Origin of the sequence: Microcoleus sp. A6-C6 (genome assembly GCF_036705955.1) — a bacterium.
Classification (GTDB): Bacteria; Cyanobacteriota; Cyanobacteriia; order Cyanobacteriales; family Microcoleaceae; genus Microcoleus.
The window spans coordinates 1-18,167 of sequence record NZ_JAUBVR010000097.1; the positions used below are offsets into that span (position 1 = coordinate 1).

Consider the following 18,167-nt stretch of genomic DNA (forward strand, 5'->3'; position numbering starts at 1 on the left):
CCCATCTCCCCATCTCCCCATCTCCCCATCTCCCCCTCTCCCCATCTCCCACTCTCCCCATCTCCCCATCTCCCCATCTCCCCATCTCCCCATCTCCCCATCTCCCCATCTCCCCCTCAAAGCAGCTTAAATGTTCTGCGCGCGGCCGTACCAACGCAGCAACATTCCCGCCAACCTTGGAGAATTGTGGCGAATTAGACCCGTATTTTTATCTTCATCCATCACATTGGCGATGACAATTCGCCGCCCCAATTGCGTTACGGCTTCGCGATCGAGCACAACCGGATAGGAATTCTCCTGAGAATAGCGGATTAAAGATTTTGCAGAAGGGACTTTTCCCTGCACTACTACAGCATCGAACAGGGGCCGGCCGCAAGCGCGATCGATCGCCCGAATGTGATCTGCAACGCTGTATCCGTCAGTTTCCCCCGGCTGAGTCATAATATTGCACACATAAATGCGCGGAACTTGACTATTGGCGATCGCATCAGCAATTTCCTTCACCAACAAATTCGGAATCACGCTCGTATAAAGACTTCCCGGCCCAATAATAATAAAATCCGCTTCCCGCAGCGCTTCGACTGCCCTGGGTAAAGCTGGAGGATTAGCAGGAGTGCAGCCAATTTTGACGATTTGGCCGTTAGCTTTGGTAATACTAGACTCCCCCTCAATTCTCCGGCCATCAGCCAGTTCTGCCCACAAAGAAACGTCGCTCAGAGTGGCCGGCAGCACTTCCCCCCTCACTGCTAAAACTTTAGAACTGGCTGCGATCGCCTGTTCCAAATCTCCAGCAATATCGCTCATTGCCGTCAAAAACAAATTCCCAAAACTGTGACCAACCAAACCGTCACCAGCCTGAAAGCGATATTGAAATAACTCAGTCAATAACTTTTCCTCATCTGCCAAAGCCGCCAAACAATTGCGAATATCCCCCGGTGGCAATACCCCAATCTCCCGCCGCAGTCGCCCAGAAGACCCGCCATCATCCGCCACGGTGACAATAGCAGTGATTTTGGCACTATAATCCTTCAATCCCCTAAGCAAGTGAGAAAGGCCTGTACCCCCTCCAATTGCTACAATTTTTGGGCCGCGGTGCAAGCGGCGGTGGGTGAGGAGTCGATCGACCAATTCCTCATTGCCTTCGGGCATCAGCACTTGAGTAATCGAGTTCAAGCTGCGAGTTTGACCCCACAGAATTAACAAAATCCCGGCAGCAATCACGATCGGCCCCGACAAGTAATTGGGAATAACTTCCGCAATCCAGGTCAAAAAATTTCTCAACAATTGCAACAGGAAAAAAATCGGAGTCATCCCAGTCCAAATCGCTAAACCCAAAGTGGCAAGTACCACACCGCTAGCACTGATCAGCAGCCACCGTTTCACCAACAGTCCGGGGGCCAACCACTTAAACCACTGGTGAACTCGCCCGTTCCGCAAAGAGGAAGGGTAAGGATTTCTGGATTGGGCAAAAACCTGCTTAGCTTTGGCAAAGACTCGCAGGGCTTTAGGAAATGAACTAATTGACATGGTTAATTAGTCTTAATGGTATTGGAATAGCTCAAGCTGACAAATTTACAATACAAGAGAGTTTTGATTCTGGCAGTCAATTTAAGTCATTAGTTATCAGTCATGAGTCATTAATGATTAGCTAGACTGATGACTGACAACATAATAGTCGCATTTTATGGCTGAGCCGCTAATCGAACTCAAGGGAGTAAGTAAGTCCTTCGGGGAGAACCCGATCCTCGATCGAGTGGATCTGAGGATTTATCGAGGAGAGGCCCTGGCAATTATTGGCCCTTCCGGGACGGGGAAATCTACGATTTTGCGGATAATCGCGGGTTTGTTGGCCCCGGATGCCGGTGAGGTTTTCGTTCAGGGACAGCGACGGGTCGGATGGGTGGACGACGTGACAGATCCGATCGGGATTGGGATGGTGTTTCAGCAAGCTGCTTTGTTTGATTCGCTGACGGTGGAGGAGAATGTCGGTTTTTTACTTTACCAGCATTCTAAGCTGCCGCGCCGCCGGATTCGGGAATTGGTCGAGGAGAAGTTACAGATGGTGGGTTTGCCGGGTATTGGCGAACGCTATCCGGCGCAGTTGTCTGGCGGAATGCGGAAGCGGGTAAGTTTTGCCCGCGCCATCATGGCGAATCCCGATAATGCGAGGGATAATCCAGAGGTTTTGTTGTACGACGAACCGACGGCGGGTTTAGATCCCATCGCCTCGACGGTAATTGAAGATTTAATCCGCGACTTGCAGGTGGCCCAAGGTGTTTGCAGCACTTATGCGATCGTCACTCACCAAGAGAGTACCATTCGCCGCACTGCCGATCGCATCGTGTTTCTCTATCGAGGAAAAGTGCAGTGGGAGGGAACTGTCAGCGATATTGCATCAACAGATAATTTGTTAATTAAACAATTTTTTAGCGGCAGCGTTACCGGCCCGATTCAAGTGATTGGATAGTCAGTTAGCAGTTGGCAGTTGATAGTTGGCAGTTGGCAGTTGGCAGTTGATAGTTGGCAGTTGGCAGTGGTTAATTGTTTGTATTATTGGGAGATAAAATATGTCACAAACAAATTTTCAGAGGTTAGATGTTTATAAATTATCCGAAAAATTAGCTGATTAAATTTGGAATATAGTTATAAAATGGGATGCACTAGCAAAAGATACTGTCGGGAAGCAAATTATTCGCTCTGCTGATAGTATTGGTGCTAATATTGCTGAAGGAGATGGTCGAGGCAGCTATCAGGATCATCGGCGATTTATCAAAATTGCCAGAGGTTCTTTATCTGAAACAAAGCACTGGTTGAGACGGGCTTATACTAGGGAACTACTAACAAGTACGCAAGTAGAAACACTCAAGCCAATTATTGACGAACTGTCGCCCAGGCTAAACGCCTATCTAAAATCTATAGGCAACACATCACAAAAAAATTAAAAACTGCCAACTATCAACTATCAACTGCCAACGATCAACTGCCAACTATCAACTATCAACTGCCAACGATCAACTATCAACTGCCAACTATCAACTATCAACTGCCAACTATCAACTGCCAACTGCCAACTATCAATTGCTAAAGGAGGCAATATGCGATCGCGAACTATGAGGGAAGGTTCTGTCGGGTTCTTGATTTTAGTAGGAATCGGCTTATTTGGCGGCTTAGTGCTCTGGCTGCGGGGCGTGCAGCTAGGCAACCGCAGCTACAAATTCGCCGTAGAATTTGCCAGCGCCCAGGGAATGCAAATAGGCACCCCCGTCAGGTATCGCGGGGTTGCAGTCGGTAAAATTACCACACTAAAACCCAGTTCCAACGGCGTAGACGTGACGCTGGAGATTGCCCCCGGTACTTTAGTTATGCCGCGCGATGTTACGATCGAAGCGAATAAATCGGGTTTAATTGGCGAATCGTCGATCGACATTAGCCCCAACTCAATTTTGCCAGATTCCTTACTTACCGCCAATCCCTTTAGTGCCGACTGTCCCCCAGAAATTATCTGCAAAAATTCGCGCTTAAAAGGTCAAGCTGGAGTCAGTCTAGACGAACTAATTCGCTCCACAGTCCGCCTAGCTAATTTATACACCGACCCCGCGCTCTTCAACAATATTAAATCAATTGCAGAGAATACAGTCAGTACAGCTAAAGGTGCAGCTAAACTCACTCAAGATTTATCAAGTTTAACTCAGACTGCCAAAACAGAAATCAAAACATTGAATAAATCTGTAACGGGAGATGTTGGTAAATTAAGTGAGTCGGTAAAAACCGAATTGGCAACCTTAAATCAATCCTTGAAAGGGGAAGCTAACAGTTTAAATCAATCTTTGAAAGGGGAGGCAACCAGTTTAAATAAATCATTAAAAGGAGAAGTAAGCAGTTTAAATCAATCGATGAAGGGGGAAATATCAGGAGTCGCCGCAGATGTTTCTAAAGTAGCAGCCACAGCGGACACTTCCACAAAAGCCGTATCCGCAGCCGCGATAAATTCAGCCAATTCAGTAACTCAAGCAGCCAATAAAATTACATTAACAGCCAACGAAGTCAATTCATTAGTAACAACCAACCGCGCCAGCTTAGTCTCAACCCTGAATAACATCAATCAAAGCAGCCAAGAATTGCGGGTAGCCGTCAGCGGTTTAAGTCCAACAATTAATCGCATCAACCAAGGACAATTGCTCAATAATTTAGAGATTTTATCAGCAAATGCTGCCCAAGCTTCTGGTAATTTGCGAGATTTATCCAACCAGGTAAACAATCCCGCAACTTTGCTATTATTGCAGCAAACTCTAGATTCTGCACGAGCTACATTTCAGAACGTGCAGAAAATAACTTCTGACGTTGATGAAGTGACCGGAGATCCGGCTTTCCGCAACAACATTCGCAGGTTATTCAATGGATTGGGAGGCTTGTTGGGTTCGACAGAACAACTGCGGCAGCAAGTTAAAGTCGCTCAAACATTAGCTCCGATTTCTGAGAAAGTAAATGCGAGAACAACTGCGAGCAATCAATCAGTCAAGCCGAGATTCCCCAGTTTGCACAAACAAGACAAATTGCCTCTTATACCTCCTGTTCAAGCTGTAAAATCAGCAGAACCAGTTGCTTCTGAAAATACTCCTTGAGACATGATACAATTGAATAATCACAATCATTGCAAGATTCGCAATTTCCTGTATTTACACCAAGAAAACAAAATCAATTCAACAATATTGGTAGGGTGTGCCGCCAGAGAGCGTACCCTAAAAAAGACAGAAAATCTTATAGCGACTCACCACTAACAATTTTTGAGTAAACAAACTCAACTAAGAGTGTTGTAGCAACGATTTTTTAAATTGGTATTAGCAACTTGCACATTGCGAACTCCGGGATTAAAGTTTCTGTTCAAATTCTATCAAAAAAAGCCTTTTAGCCGAAACAAAAAAACAATGACGCAAACATTATCGAAACCTGCCGAAACCAAAACCAAGTATAATATCACTTGGGAAAAGTTGCCAGACGACTTTCAATTACCGGATGATCCCGTGGAAAACATCGACCAACCACTTTTAGCCGCCGCCCTACGAGAAGCCTTGGATCTCGCAGGATTTATCATCGCTTCGATGCTGATAGCTTCCAATTTTGGACTCTGTGCGAAAGTTAACGAAAAAACAGTAGTAAAAGCACCAGATTGGGTGTACGTTCCCTCGGTATTGCCAGCAGAACCAGGAGAAGTTCGCCGCAGTTATACGCGGAATGCTGAGGGAGAAGTACCCGCAGTAGTGATGGAGTTTTTATCGGATAATAACGGCAGTGAATATTCCATAAAACCAACGTATCCTTACGGAAAATGGCGGTTTTATGAACGCTTTTTGCAAGTGCCAGTTTATGTAATTTTTGAGCCTAAATTTGGAGTATTGGAAGTGTACAGACTCTCAGAATCGGGAGAGTACGAACTGCAAGAACCGGATGCTAATCAGCGATTTTGGATAGAATCAATGGGTTTATTTTTGGGGGTTTGGGAAGGTAAAAAATCTCAGAGAACGGGTTATTGGTTGCGCTGGTGGGATGAGAATGGCAATTTGTTGCTGTGGGGTGTCGAACGGGTGGAACAGGAACATCAACGGGCCGAAGAGGAACGCCAACGAGCCGATCGCCTAATGGCATACTTGATCAGTCAGGGTATCGATCCTGATGCCATTTGATTTTTGATTTTTGATTTTTGATTGAGAATTAAGGAGCGCCATGACTGCAACAACATTAGCAGAGAAATTAGATCAACCGTTGCTATTTCCAGGGTTAAGTTGGGAACAATTCAAAACTTTAGAACCGATGCTGGATATTCCAGGAGTTCGGCTGTTATTTTTAGATGGGATACTGGAGATTCAGAAAATGCCTGGAAGAAAACACGAAACAGCCAAGGGACGTATCGGTGCGTTGGTAGAAACTTACATGATGGCGGCAGGAATCGATTTCACCCCTACGGAGTCTCTGACTTTAGAAAATGAATCGCGATTGGTAAAGTGTGAAGCAGATAAGTCTTACGAATTGGGGGTTGACAGAGAACGTCCAGATTTAGCGATCGAAGTAGTCGTTACTAGCGGCGGAATTGATAAGCTAGAGGCTTACAAACGGCTGCAAATCCCTGAAGTCTGGTTTTGGGAAAACAGCCGACTTTCTCTGTATGCTCTGGGACAGGAAGGATACGAACCGATTGCGAGTTCTCAATTGCTTCCAGAACTCGATATTGGTTTACTCGTCAGGTGTGTTAATATACCGAGTCATGTTGAGGCAATTAAGGAATTCAAAAGGGCGATCGATCTCAATTCTTAGTCAAAAATATTGAGTAACTGTGACATCATTGAAGAATTGGTAACAGCAAAAAGGTCTATAATAGAACTACAACTCACAGGAAGCACGACCATGAGAACAGTCGTTCCCACCCTCAAATCATCTGAAATTATCTACCCCAGTGCGGATGGAAAACCCGTGGCAGAAACTTACGACCACCTTTATGCAATTCTAACCACTTTAGAAGTCCTCAAGCAATACCTGAGCGGACAGCGCGCTACCGTTTTGGCTAACCAGTTTTTATATTACGCTGAAGGTTTCCCAAAATTGCGTACTGCACCGGATGTTATGGTAATTTATGATGTGGAACCGGGAGGCAGAGATAATTATAAAATCTGGTTAGAAGGGCAAGTTCCGAAGGTAGTTTTTGAAATTACTTCACCGAGTACGCAGTCGGAAGATAAAGTTACGAAAAAAGACTTGTACGAAAGTTTAGAAGTTCAGGAATATTGGTTGTTTGACCCCAAAGGACAATGGATACCCGAAAAATTGCGGGGATATCGACTGTGGGAAGATGGCTATCAATTAATTACTGACAGTCGCAGTGAAGTGCTGCAATTGCGTTTGGAAATAGAGGGAAAACTCATCGGTTTTTATCGGGAGGATAATGGAGAAAAATTACTGATTCCTGATGAATTAGCCTCGGCATTAGAAGCGCAACGCCAGCGCGCCGAAACTGAACGCCTGCGCGCCGAAGCTGAAAGTCAGCGGGCTGCTGAACTCGAATCTTTGCTAGCGCGTTATCGAGATCAGTTTGGCGAATTGCCTGATGGTAACAGCTAAAAAATCAGCGGCCGATCGCACTTCATCGATCTCGATCGCCCGCGTGCTATTCTTAGCTAAATATTCTTGACAAATCTCAGCTTTTGTGTTTTATCTCGAATTGCTGTCAAATTTTAAATGGGAGGGGCGATCGTTTTGCGATCGAACTTGGGCAATCTAGAGATAGGTGCTTCGTAAGTGCCTGGAAAACAGCGACGCTAAGGGTTGGCAATGGAAAGTATACAGAAAAAATCTGGTGAGAGTGGGGTTCGTAAGGGCGATCGAACTAAGCAGATTTTTGCGTTTGTATCGATGGCTGGTTTTGCTGGTTCTACGATTTTTGGTATGGTGAGTCTGTTCAGCAGCGGTTTGAGCAGCCAGCACCGACAAAAACCTGTAGCTGTTGCTGCTGTTTCTCAGGAGTCTCTGCTGGCGGCGCAGGAACGGGGATATGAGACGGTTTTGCAGCGGGAACCTCAGAATCAGACGGCTCTGGAGGGCTTGGCAAATGTGCGGTTGGGGATGAATAATGCTAAAGGGGCGATCGAGCCTTTGGAGCAGTTGGTGAAGTTGAATCCTGACAGAGCTGATTATCAGGCGCTGTTGGCCCAGGCGAAGGGGAAAAAGTAGGGAAAGGGCTAGTTCAGATGTATCCCTCCATTGGCTTCTCTGCCATCTCCCCCTACCATCCCAATATCTACCCAGATCATCGTTAATTATCAATTTATTTTATCTCCAGGTTTTAGCATGGCAATCTTCGTTCCGAGCCTAAAGAAAAGCGGACATTTAGATAATATTCACGTAACAGTATGCCTCGTTGGCTCTCGTAAGATCGCAGACAAAGATGACTATGGGAGTCAGGGGTGGGATATTTTTGCACCTAATCTTACGATCTATGGATTCGATGCTGATGAAGCTGCTTGTCATGAGGCTAACGCCGCTCTTGAATCTCGAAAAATAAATTGGACTGAAAAACATATTCCACTAGCTCTGGGAAATTGTGTCGGAACATCGACAATTTACATTACTAAACACCCAGGTTGCAGTTCACTATATCCTCCCAGCGATTTCTATATTGAGCGGTTTGTCGGAAATTCTCAGCTAATTGAGCTAGTTTCTACTGTGGAAGTTGAGATGACAACTTTAGATGTTTTTTGCCAATCAGAAGCAGTTAACAAGATTGATTTTATACAACTAGACATTCAGGGGGCAGAGCTTCTGGTTTTAAAAGGAGCTTCTAGTATTTTAAAAAGCAGCACTCTAGCGATTGTAACAGAAGTAGAGTTTACAGAAATATACAAGGGTCAACCTTTGTTTGGGGATGTAGATGTGTACCTGAGAGAACAAGGATTTACACTTTTTGATTTATGTAATATGCATCGTGACGGTCGCCGAATGCCTGTAGCGTCAACCGACCATTATGGAGTCTTAGTCTGGTCTGATGCTTTTTATTTTCGGGATCTGATTCGGGAAGACTTGAATACAGAATTAAAGACACCCGATCAAATACTAAAATTAGCTTGTATCGCTGATGTCATGAACTTTCCTGACTATGCTTTGGAACTTCTAGTATATTTGACCATGCAATATGGGAACGATATAAGATATAACTTGGCTGACAATATTATAGAGAGCTTAGCGCAAATTCCAGATCTAGTTAAGCTGGGACTAAGTTCATTGCCTATTATTGCTAAAATTCGAGATTACAGCAGCGGTTACAGTGCCAGATGTCTGTTAAACGAGCAAAGTAATTGGCAACAAAGAGGTAATTCATGCTTGTTTTTAGGAGACTATTCTAAAGCAGCGAGTATTTATGAGCAAGCTATAGAAGCTGAACCAAACATCAAATCCCACTATTGGCATTTGGGGTTGATGCTGCTTTTGCAAGAGCAAGAAGCCGAAGCTCTAACAGTCTGGTTCACCGGTATACTTGAGGACAATACCGAACAAATCGAAGAATGCACATCTGAACTAATAGAACTTATACAAACAGAAGCACAGCGCCGAGAACGACTCACCGACTATGCTGTTGCTCGGATACTCCGGCAACACATCCGGGAAATAGCTCCCACCGATATAAATAATCTGTTAAAGATTGTCGAACTTTCCATTAATATGAATACTTTTATAAATCAAGACCTAATATCCTTGGGAATTGTTGAGTTGTTGCGTTCGGAGTTGTACCCCGTTAATTCCGATTTACTATTACAAGTTCTTCAAAGCATTTTAAATTGTATACCCTACGAACAATCTACCCTTGAATTTGCCACAGCTTGTCAGCATTATGCCTCCGATCCTCAAGCATTTGTTAAGGTATTGATGCTAGCTAGCCCTAAAATCGCAGATAGTAAAAAGCTAGACGCTCCAACTCAGAAATATTCATATTTAGACGAAGAAACTATTATTGATAAATATTTAAACCAATTAAATATAGAAAACAAATACTGTGTGGATATAGCTGCTAGTGATGGAATAACTATGTCAAACACTTATTTTTTATACAAGCAAGGATGGGCGGGATTAGCTGTAGAATATGATAGCCAACTATTTACAAAATTAGCACTTAGGTATAGTGAATTTAAAAAAGTTAACTTAAGTAAGTGCATGGTGACACCTGAAAACGTAGTTGATCTCATGAAAACACATCAAGTCCCCGAAAAATTTAGTTTTCTCAATCTTGATATAGATGGTTATGATTATTTTGTTTTAGACCAAATACTGAGTTCATTTAGACCTTTGTTGATTTGCGTAGAAATCAATGAGAAGATCCCACCACCTCTAAAGTTTACGGTTAACTATAGCCAAAATTATGTTTGGAATAACGATCATTTTTTTGGTCAAAGTATTTCACAGTTAAATATTATATGTAAAAAGTATAATTATGCTCTGGTAGAGTTACATTATAATAATGCTTTCTTGATTCCTCAAGAAATCAGTCCAGCACCTTCACTTACACCAGAGGAAGCCTACAGAAGAGGATATCTCGAACAGCCAGACCGGAAAAATAAATTTCCGTGGAATGCTGATATAGAGCAAGTTCACAATTTATCTCCTCAAGAAGCCTTGATTTATATCACTAACTTTTTTTCTAAATATGAAGGAGAATTTACTTGCTACATATAATTTTAGTAATTAGGCATTTAATTAAATTAATTTAAAGCTTTAACTGTTCAGATGCCTAATCTCAGGAAACGCTAATCCAACAAACAAGGTAAAGACAGGCGGTAAACAATGGAAAATAACATTTCAGACTCCGATATAAATGCCTACGCAATTCTCAAAAAAGTTACTGTTCAACCCGCCAGTTATAAAAATGTTCACTGTGCTGCTACGAATAAATCGTTAAACTCGTCAGAATTTGAGATAGAAAAGGCAGAAAAATCACTGGTGAGAAATCTGGTAGATATAGGTAACATTGTTTTTGATGTAGGAGCTCATTTAGGTGACTATACTATTTTGTTTGGAGAGGTAGTTGGCAACACAGGCAAAGTCTATTCATTTGAGCCAACTTCAAGCACTTTCGAGAAGCTTCAACAGCGCATAGAGGAAGAGGGAGATCCGAATATATATCTATTTCAAAAAGCAGTTTTTTCAGAAAATAAGTCGATAGAATTTCACGAATTTCCTGGTGTGTATGCTGTTTGGAACAGTCTTGGCAAACCGCAAATGAAGTCCGTGACTAATCCGAGTGAATATGTTCAAATCGTTAAAACTGAAGTTGTTGAAGCTATTACTTTGGATTCCTTCTGCAAGCAACACAATATTACATCTATAGATTATTTAAAGCTAGATGTTGAAGGAGCTGAAAGCGATGCTCTGCAAGGATCAGTGGATTTGTTAGATGCAAAAGCAATTCGATTTATCCAGTTTGAAATATCACAAAAAATGCTGGAAGGATTGAACCGAGTTGCTCAAGATACCTTTGACATCCTCATTCAACATGGGTATGAGTGCCATCGTATCGCAGGTAATGGAGAGATTGGAGAGCAAGTAGGCAGCTCAAATTCTTTTTATGAAAATTATATTGCTTTTCCAGCGCTGCCCATTCACTTTTTTACTATTGTTCTCAACGGTGAACCATTCATAAAATATCACATAGAAGTATTCAAAAAACTACCCTTTCAATGGCATTGGCATATAATTGAAGGCGTTGCAGATTTGAAACATGATACAGCGTGGTCTTTGCGAAATGGCGGACGCATTACTGACGAAATTCACTCGAAGGGACGCAGCAATGACGGCACAGCAGAATACCTAGACGAACTAGCACAGCTATATCCAGAAAATGTCACGGTTTATCGCAAACCGGAAGGTATTTTCTGGGAAGGCAAACGTGAAATGGTTAATGCACCATTGGAAAATATTAATCACGAATGCTTGCTATGGCAAGTAGATGTGGATGAATTGTGGACTGTCGAGCAAATCTGCACAGCGCGACAGATGTTCATCTATAATCCTGAAAAAACAGCGGCTTTCTATTGGTGCTGGTATTTTGTCGGAGAGAAGCTGGTAATTAGCAGTCGCAATTGTTACGCTCAGAATCCAGCACAAGAATGGTTGCGAACTTGGAGGTTCAAACCTGGCTGTGTCTGGGTAGCTCACGAACCTCCAAGATTGGCTGAACCTTTATCCGATGGCGAATTTAGGGATGTTGCAGCAGTAAATCCTTTTGTGCATGAGGAGACAGAAACGCGGGGTTTGGTATTTCAACACTTTGCCTACGCGATCGCCAAACAGTTGCAATTTAAAGAGCAATATTATGGCTATGCAAATGCAGTTTCAGAATGGAGCGTATTGCAAGCTCAGACTAAATTTCCAGTTCGCCTGAGCCAGTATTTTTCATGGGTTCAAGATGGCACGATGGTTGATACTGCTAATTCCTGTGGTGTAACACCCATAGCGAAAAGAGAAAAAAATACTGATATCTGGGAGTTTTTGTCCCCCGATGAATACCCAAATCAAACCGCAATAACTAATTCCATAGCCACTCCAACGATCGTCATTGATGGCGTGTTTTTCCAGCTTTACAGAACAGGAATTGCTCGTGTCTGGAACTCCTTGTTAGAAGAATGGGCAAAAGATGGTTTTTCTCAACATATTATCATTCTTGACAGGGCTGGAACCGCTCCAAAAATTGCGGGAATTAGATACCTTACTATTCCAGCTTACAACTACGAGACAACCGACGCTGACCGGGAAATGCTACAGCAAGTCTGCGATCAAGAAGGTGCTGACTTATTTATCTCTACTTACTACACAACACCCCTCTCAACTCCGTCTGTATTCATGGCTTATGACATGATTCCAGAAGTATTACGGGCAAATTTGAATGAACCGATGTGGAGGGAAAAGCATCATTCTATTAGCCATGCTTCTGCATATATTTCAATTTCCGAAAATACAGCGCGGGACTTGACAAAATTTTTCCCAGACATTCCCCTAGAATCTGTAACGGTAGCTCATTGTGGAGTAGACAATCTTTTCGCGCCAGCGAGTCAAGAAGAAATTAATAGTTTTAAAACAAAGTACGGTATCTCAAAACCCTACTTTATTTCAGTCGGAGGTGGGTCTGATTATAAAAATACTATTTTGTTTTTTCAGGCTTTTGGAAAACTTGCCAGTAAACAAGGATTTGAGATTGTTTGTACAGGGACTGGAATTCTATTAGAAGGAGAGTTGAGAAATTATACTTTGGGAAGTGTTGTACATAAGCTACAACTCAGCGATGACGAATTGAGATTAGCTTATGCCGGTGCTGTAGCTCTGATTTATCCGTCAAAGTATGAAGGTTTTGGGATGCCTGTGTTAGAGGCAATGTCCTGCGGTTGTCCAGTCATCACTTGTCCCAATGCCTCTATACCTGAAGTTGCGGGGGAAGCAGCTTTATATGTGAATGATCAGGATGTTGAGGGTTTAGCCGATGCACTGTGCGAGGTACAAAAGCCGAAAATTCGCAATTCATTGATTGCGGCTGGTTTGCAACGGGCGCAAAAGTTTTCTTGGTTAAAAATGGCGCAAACTATGAGCGCTGCATTGATTAATGCGACTCTCTTACCTCTTAACCTGAGAGATATTAATTTGATCGTGTTCCCAGATTGGTTGCAACCAGAAGAGTCTTTGGGTTTAGAATTAGAGGGAGTTGTCAGGGCGATCGCAACTCATCGAGACAAAAGTAACATAACTCTTTTGGTAGACACGAACAATATTTCTTCTGATGAAGATGCTAATCTCGCTTTATCTAGCGTGGTGATGAACCTTTTAATGGAAGAAGATTTAGATGTTTCCGATGGGCCGGAAATTTCCCTGATTGGACAGTTGAGTAAAATTCAGTGGTCAGCTTTGATACCTCGACTTCACAGTCGGATTGTCTTGGAGAATGAGAACACCGAGGCGATCGCACAAGCTAAAGCCGATCGCATTTCCTCATTAGAACTAAACCGTTTTATGCATGAGACTAACTGATGAATCTAGCGAGCTTGTGCAGCAACTCGCTGCACAAACCACTTACTCGCCTCAGCACCATCAATGATTTTTGTCAATATATATCTGCCACATTTGCTCGTAAGCTTTTTCCATCTCTAGCGTGAATTGCTTGCCATTCCACAGGGGCGCAGTTTGTCGTGATTGCCGCAATTTCCAAGATATTTGCTGCCGCAAAACAGCATCTTTTCCTAAGCGAATTCCCCACTCTATATACTCTTCATCAGTCCAAGCAATCCCTTCCGAAATACCTGCATTCATCATCATCGTGTAGCTGTTGCGGGCAGAAAACTGCTCCCCCACTCTTGTCACCATTGGAATGCCCATCCAAAGAGTTTCTAGAGTAGTCGTAGCTCCGTTATAAGGATAAGTATCTAGAACAATATCAGCAATGCCTAAGTTAGCTCGGTGAACCTCCTCTGAAGGCGCACTTGGCAAAAATCGCAGGCGATCGCGGCTCACACCCTCTGCTTCAGCAGTTTCTATAAAGAAATTATCGAGAAATTCTCGTTCTCCATAAGCTTTCATCAAGAAATAGCTATTCGGGACTTCTTTAAGAATTTTCATTTGCAGCATCGCCGTGTGGGGATGATACTTGACACCCCTCTGAACACCGAAATATACGACTGCATCGCTCGGCATATCCAGATGATCGCGGCGCAGTGCAGGTACGCCAACTTCAAAACCATCTACAGCTATATAAGTTTGAGGCAATCGCCAGATTTTTTCTGCATAGTAATCCTGAGCCGATTCCGGCAAAACATAGGGATCGGCAATATAGTAATCGATCGTTGGCATTGCCGATGCGTCCCATCCCAACCACGTCACCTGAATTGGTGCAGGCTTTGTGGATAATATCCCGCAGGCCGTACTGAGCGTGATACTGTCAAGATCGATTAAAATGTCAATTTCATCCAGAGAAATTTGCTCAGCTATTTCCATCCCCCCAAGCCCCGTCTTATAGGCTTTATCAACATGATTAACGTACCATCCCTGTAAGGAGTCAACAACCTCGGTACAGCCGAGCAAATAGGCATAAATTTGAAATCGATCGCGATCGTGATGTTGAAAAATCCATCGCGCCAGCCAACCTACTGAATGCCGCCTTAAACAATGAGACAAGTATCCTATTTTCAAAGGTTTACTTGAGGTCTTCAATCTAGGATGCGAAGATAGTCTGTGGCGGTAGCGATCTATTACCTCCTTGGCATCTACTTCAATATTAGCTTGGCAAACCTGAGCTAGCTGAGTGCGATATTTGTTATTAGTTTGCGGATCGTCCCGAAAGTAGTTTAAAAAAAAGGTTGTGTTGTATAAGCCTAAAACATTACGGTCAGAACCTAAGTCTGTTGGCTGCTCTTTGTAAAGCGACTCTAGCAGTTCTTCCTGTATTTGGATGTGCGAAGTGATTTCATCCCAATATCCACAGATTCCCGCATTCATTGTCGCGCGCAGAATCAGGTGATTGTCATAAATTTTATCTATTAATCGCCGCTCAGGGAGGGAATAACACAATTTAGCAGCTTCTATAGCTTTAGTGTGTTCGCCCAAATCTGTATAAAATGTTGCCAAACATCGGAGCAATTCTGGATGCTTGGGAACCGCGCGTAAACCCAAATCAGTAAAGCAAATTGACAACTTCTGTCGTCTGTGGGTGTAAGTTATTTCATAAATTATCGGTAGCAAAAAATCAACAAAAGCTGAAGAGTTAGGTATATAAGACAAACAAGTTTCTGTCAATTCCAATGATGAGGGATGCAAAGGCAAATAATTTAAAACCTTTTTCAGCATTTGTACTAATAGAGCTAAATCTAGTTCTACAGGTGGCTCTGTCTGTAGCAGATCTATCACTCCCAACTCTGTCAGTTCTTCTCCTGTATAAGTCTCAATCTGAATATATAGTTCTATAAGATGCAATAGATTATTAATATCGGTTGGGCTAATTTCCCGTATGTGTTGCCGAATCGCCCAAGCCACAGAGTAGTCTTCGAGAGTCTGCCGCCGCTCTGATTCAGTTTCCAGCACCTCGATTAATTCGGCTGTCCACTGCTCAACTTGTTCTTCATCCCCTTCGGCCATTGCCAGCAGCCAAGTTGTCTGTGCTTCTGCCTCTTGTTCCTGCAACAATAACATCAGCCCTAAATGCCAGTAGTGGGAGTGGATGTGAGGTTCGGCGACAATCGCTTGTTCGTACAAGCTCACAGCTTGAGTGTAGTTCCCTTTGCTCAGACATTGAACGGCTTGCTGCTGCCAATTCACTGCATCAATCGGTAAAGACTCTGAAATCATAAGCTAATTAAAACAACTATCTATTCTGTATTATCTTATTCATAACTGAAGAGAAAGAACAATCTAGCCAGAGCCATTGCCCTAGTTATCAAATGAGATTCTTCTGCCTGAAGCCTAACTAAACTAAAATAGGTAGCGCTATGTGCGCTACCCCTTTTTCAACACTTAAGCTAGACTGACAAGCTACAATTCCTGCCACAATCTCTCTCTTATTACTTGGTAACGGTACTCCAGGCACCGGCGCAGTCTGTCGCGGCGAAGATTGCCGTGCCACCAACAGCTTCGCAAAGGGATGTCTGAGTAGTCTTTGCCTCGCCACTTTGAACTAGAACTACAACACCTCCATATGCTCTCAGAGAGGTAGTATTAGTAGGAACGGCATTAGAATTTGCCTGATCGCCAGCAGTAGATTGGATTCCATACGTGTAGTTAGTGGTTTGAGTTTTGAGACCTAAACCCAAGTCCGAAATCACAGTTGTAAACTTGCCACTCTCAGCATAGAAAGCCTGCTGACCCTTGTTGATCGAGGCGATATACTGTTTGGCTTCTGATTGCTTGGCCTTGTTTGCTTGGTTGAGGAACGCGGGCAAAGCGATCGCAGACAAAATACCGATAATGATGATAACAACCAGCAGTTCAATCAGGGTGAAACCTTGATCCTGTCTTCTTTTGTTGATATGTTGCAGGAACTTGGCTTTAAATTCAGTCTTCATAATTTGTTTCTCCTTGAGGGGGTGGGATGCTCGTTTCTAACTCTTATCTGTAACTTACCCAATTTCCCCGGCTTTGCTATCATCCCGTCCATTTTTTTTTTGATGTTTGGTGGCTAACGCTCCAAAAGCACCTACAGAAAGACTTCTAGGCTAGTCAACAGTTCCTTGACTTCATCAAAGGCTGTCTCCTGGGCTGCGGGTTCTAGATTAACAGCAGCCTCGGCTCGACTCTGCAACCACTTTTCCGCTAGCGACACCGCAGACTGCGGCCCATCCCACAGAGGTAACAAGCAAGCAGCAATTTTACTGTCGATCGCCACCGGTGCTAAAGTTGGCACAATAATATAACGACTAATCTCAAACGGCGTCTCGCTGGCAATGCAATTACTCAAATCTTCCCTCGCCTGAGAAGTCCTGAGTTGAGGATGCAAATGCACCCGCGCCGACTGCCAGTCAGCCTCCGTCCATTCCGCAACAGGGACAAAAGCCTCAGTGCCGGGATTGCCGCACCAGAAATCAAACAGGCGGTGCTGGGGATGCAACAGTTCAAACAAATGCAGCCTCTCTTCCACAGAAGCTTCTGGCAGACTCATCGCCAAAAACGCGGGTAAATCATCTGGATCTTTAAACAAATCCATCAACTCCCAGCGGCGCCAAGCTAGCATACTGATAAACTCTAGATCGGAGGCTCTCAAAAGTGCAAACAGTTCAGGTACGCTACAGCCTTTGTCACCGAGTAATAGATAGTTTGACAGAATCCACGTCTCATTGTTGGCGCGATCAGAATTCCAACTAACTGCTTTGAGCCATATTTCATCTTGCAGCGCGTCCATAGTCTCCCGGACTATTTCAATCTCCAACTCGCCAGGAGTTCCATTCATCAATCCCATTGTTTTGAAAGCAGCTTGAGCGCGAAATACTCCCGCCCTACCAATGGAACTGTGCAGGTTTGTCCGAATAATGCCATCGGGTTTGAGAACCGATTTCATCGCCTGCAATCCTGCAACAGCGTCGGGCAATAAATAAAGCACTTCGTCTGCATTAATGTAGTCGAACTGCAAACCTAAACTGGGTAAATCTTCTATTTTCATCGCATGAAATTCGGCATTCTCAAATCCGTGATATTCCAAGCGGTGGCGGGCTAATTTAACAGATTCTTCTGACAAATCAATTCCCACAATTTTAGCCCCCGGATTAGCGACAGCCAAAATTAACGATTTGTAGCCGCTACCGCATCCCGCATCCAGAATAAGTTTGCCTTCTGTATTGATAACTTTCCGATTGCGGAAGTAGTAAGCAGTTACGAGGTTGTGCAGGTAAAGCGACTCATACTCAGACTCAGGAGATTTTTCGAGGGGAATTCTGGGAAAAGGGGCATAGTCAAATTGCTGGCGAATTTGCTCTATTAAATCTGATTCTTGATTTTCCATTATGAATTACTCTTGATGTGGTTAAATTATGTTGGGGTGCTTCGTATTATAAAACAATACGGTTCAGTTAAGCCTGATCCCCCCTAACCCCAGGGCGAACGCATCTAAATTTTATGTTAGCAGAACCTGGTATATTGGAGAATGATTATTGAGTGCCTACCAAATA

13 protein-coding genes are annotated in these 18,167 nt (G+C 43.5%); 9 read left to right on the forward strand and 4 right to left on the reverse strand.

Annotation, left to right across the window (positions count from 1 at the left end; genetic code table 11):
• Nucleotides 1–126 precede the first annotated feature (126 nt).
• Nucleotides 127–1,527: a gluconeogenesis factor YvcK family protein gene (locus QUB52_RS25805; protein ID WP_265236581.1), complete on the reverse strand. Its 1,401-nt coding sequence runs from the start codon at nt 1,525–1,527 to the stop codon at nt 127–129.
• Nucleotides 1,528–1,684: 157 nt separating this feature from the next.
• On the opposite strand from QUB52_RS25805, the gene QUB52_RS25810 reads away from it, so the two are divergent.
• The 9 genes from QUB52_RS25810 (at nt 1,685) to QUB52_RS25850 (ending at nt 13,551) form a co-directional block, all read left to right on the forward strand.
• Nucleotides 1,685–2,467: an ABC transporter ATP-binding protein gene (locus tag QUB52_RS25810; RefSeq protein ID WP_265236579.1), complete on the forward strand. Its 783-nt coding sequence runs from the start codon at nt 1,685–1,687 to the stop codon at nt 2,465–2,467.
• Between the two features lie 223 nt (nt 2,468–2,690).
• Nucleotides 2,691–2,942: a four helix bundle protein gene (locus tag QUB52_RS25815; protein ID WP_442923225.1), complete on the forward strand. Its 252-nt coding sequence runs from the start codon at nt 2,691–2,693 to the stop codon at nt 2,940–2,942.
• Nucleotides 2,943–3,095: 153 nt separating this feature from the next.
• Nucleotides 3,096–4,622, forward strand: a complete 1,527-nt coding sequence (locus QUB52_RS25820; RefSeq protein ID WP_332975232.1) for an MlaD family protein — start codon at nt 3,096–3,098, stop codon at nt 4,620–4,622.
• 303 nt (nt 4,623–4,925) lie between these two features.
• Nucleotides 4,926–5,681, forward strand: a complete 756-nt coding sequence (locus QUB52_RS25825; protein ID WP_332975233.1) for a Uma2 family endonuclease — start codon at nt 4,926–4,928, stop codon at nt 5,679–5,681.
• Between the two features lie 40 nt (nt 5,682–5,721).
• Nucleotides 5,722–6,309 carry a Uma2 family endonuclease gene (locus tag QUB52_RS25830; RefSeq protein ID WP_332975234.1) on the forward strand — a complete coding sequence of 196 codons (588 nt, stop codon included), beginning with the start codon at nt 5,722–5,724 and terminating at the stop codon, nt 6,307–6,309.
• A gap of 90 nt (nt 6,310–6,399) precedes the next feature.
• A complete protein-coding gene (locus QUB52_RS25835; protein ID WP_265236572.1) occupies nt 6,400–7,110 on the forward strand; it encodes a Uma2 family endonuclease in 711 nt (236 codons plus the stop codon).
• Between the two features lie 210 nt (nt 7,111–7,320).
• Entirely contained in the window at nt 7,321–7,719 is a 399-nt protein-coding gene (locus QUB52_RS25840) for a tetratricopeptide repeat protein (protein ID WP_332975235.1), read from the forward strand.
• Between the two features lie 117 nt (nt 7,720–7,836).
• Nucleotides 7,837–10,212, forward strand: coding sequence for an FkbM family methyltransferase (locus QUB52_RS25845; protein ID WP_332975236.1), 2,376 nt, complete (start codon nt 7,837–7,839; stop codon nt 10,210–10,212).
• A gap of 108 nt (nt 10,213–10,320) precedes the next feature.
• The gene (locus QUB52_RS25850; protein WP_332975237.1) at nt 10,321–13,551 is read left to right on the forward strand and encodes an FkbM family methyltransferase; all 3,231 of its coding nucleotides are present in this window, start codon (nt 10,321–10,323) and stop codon (nt 13,549–13,551) included.
• 60 nt (nt 13,552–13,611) lie between these two features.
• Here the strand turns inward: QUB52_RS25850 and QUB52_RS25855 are convergent, their stop codons facing one another.
• The 3 genes from QUB52_RS25855 to QUB52_RS25865 all read right to left on the reverse strand — a co-directional run bounded on the left by QUB52_RS25855 (nt 13,612) and on the right by QUB52_RS25865 (nt 18,001).
• On the reverse strand, nt 13,612–15,858 hold the full coding sequence (locus QUB52_RS25855; protein ID WP_332975238.1) for an O-linked N-acetylglucosamine transferase, SPINDLY family protein: 2,247 nt from the start codon (nt 15,856–15,858) through the stop codon (nt 13,612–13,614).
• 212 nt (nt 15,859–16,070) lie between these two features.
• Nucleotides 16,071–16,571, reverse strand: a complete 501-nt coding sequence (locus tag QUB52_RS25860; protein ID WP_332975239.1) for a type IV pilin-like G/H family protein — start codon at nt 16,569–16,571, stop codon at nt 16,071–16,073.
• A 131-nt stretch (nt 16,572–16,702) separates the two neighbouring features.
• A complete protein-coding gene (locus QUB52_RS25865) occupies nt 16,703–18,001 on the reverse strand; it encodes a class I SAM-dependent methyltransferase (RefSeq protein WP_332975240.1) in 1,299 nt (432 codons plus the stop codon).
• Between the last annotated feature and the right edge of the window lie 166 nt (nt 18,002–18,167).

Coding starts and splice junctions, on each gene's coding strand:
- QUB52_RS25845 (WP_332975236.1), top strand. CDS start 7,837: ATGGCAATCTTCGTTCCGAGCCTAAAGAAAAGCGGACATTTAGATAAT.
- QUB52_RS25810 (WP_265236579.1), top strand. CDS start 1,685: ATGGCTGAGCCGCTAATCGAACTCAAGGGAGTAAGTAAGTCCTTCGGG.
- QUB52_RS25835 (WP_265236572.1), top strand. CDS start 6,400: ATGAGAACAGTCGTTCCCACCCTCAAATCATCTGAAATTATCTACCCC.
- QUB52_RS25830 (WP_332975234.1), top strand. CDS start 5,722: ATGACTGCAACAACATTAGCAGAGAAATTAGATCAACCGTTGCTATTT.
- QUB52_RS25850 (WP_332975237.1), top strand. CDS start 10,321: ATGGAAAATAACATTTCAGACTCCGATATAAATGCCTACGCAATTCTC.
- QUB52_RS25860 (WP_332975239.1), bottom strand. CDS start 16,571: ATGAAGACTGAATTTAAAGCCAAGTTCCTGCAACATATCAACAAAAGA.
- QUB52_RS25865 (WP_332975240.1), bottom strand. CDS start 18,001: ATGGAAAATCAAGAATCAGATTTAATAGAGCAAATTCGCCAGCAATTT.
- QUB52_RS25840 (WP_332975235.1), top strand. CDS start 7,321: ATGGAAAGTATACAGAAAAAATCTGGTGAGAGTGGGGTTCGTAAGGGC.
- QUB52_RS25805 (WP_265236581.1), bottom strand. CDS start 1,527: ATGTCAATTAGTTCATTTCCTAAAGCCCTGCGAGTCTTTGCCAAAGCT.
- QUB52_RS25825 (WP_332975233.1), top strand. CDS start 4,926: ATGACGCAAACATTATCGAAACCTGCCGAAACCAAAACCAAGTATAAT.
- QUB52_RS25855 (WP_332975238.1), bottom strand. CDS start 15,858: ATGATTTCAGAGTCTTTACCGATTGATGCAGTGAATTGGCAGCAGCAA.
- QUB52_RS25820 (WP_332975232.1), top strand. CDS start 3,096: ATGCGATCGCGAACTATGAGGGAAGGTTCTGTCGGGTTCTTGATTTTA.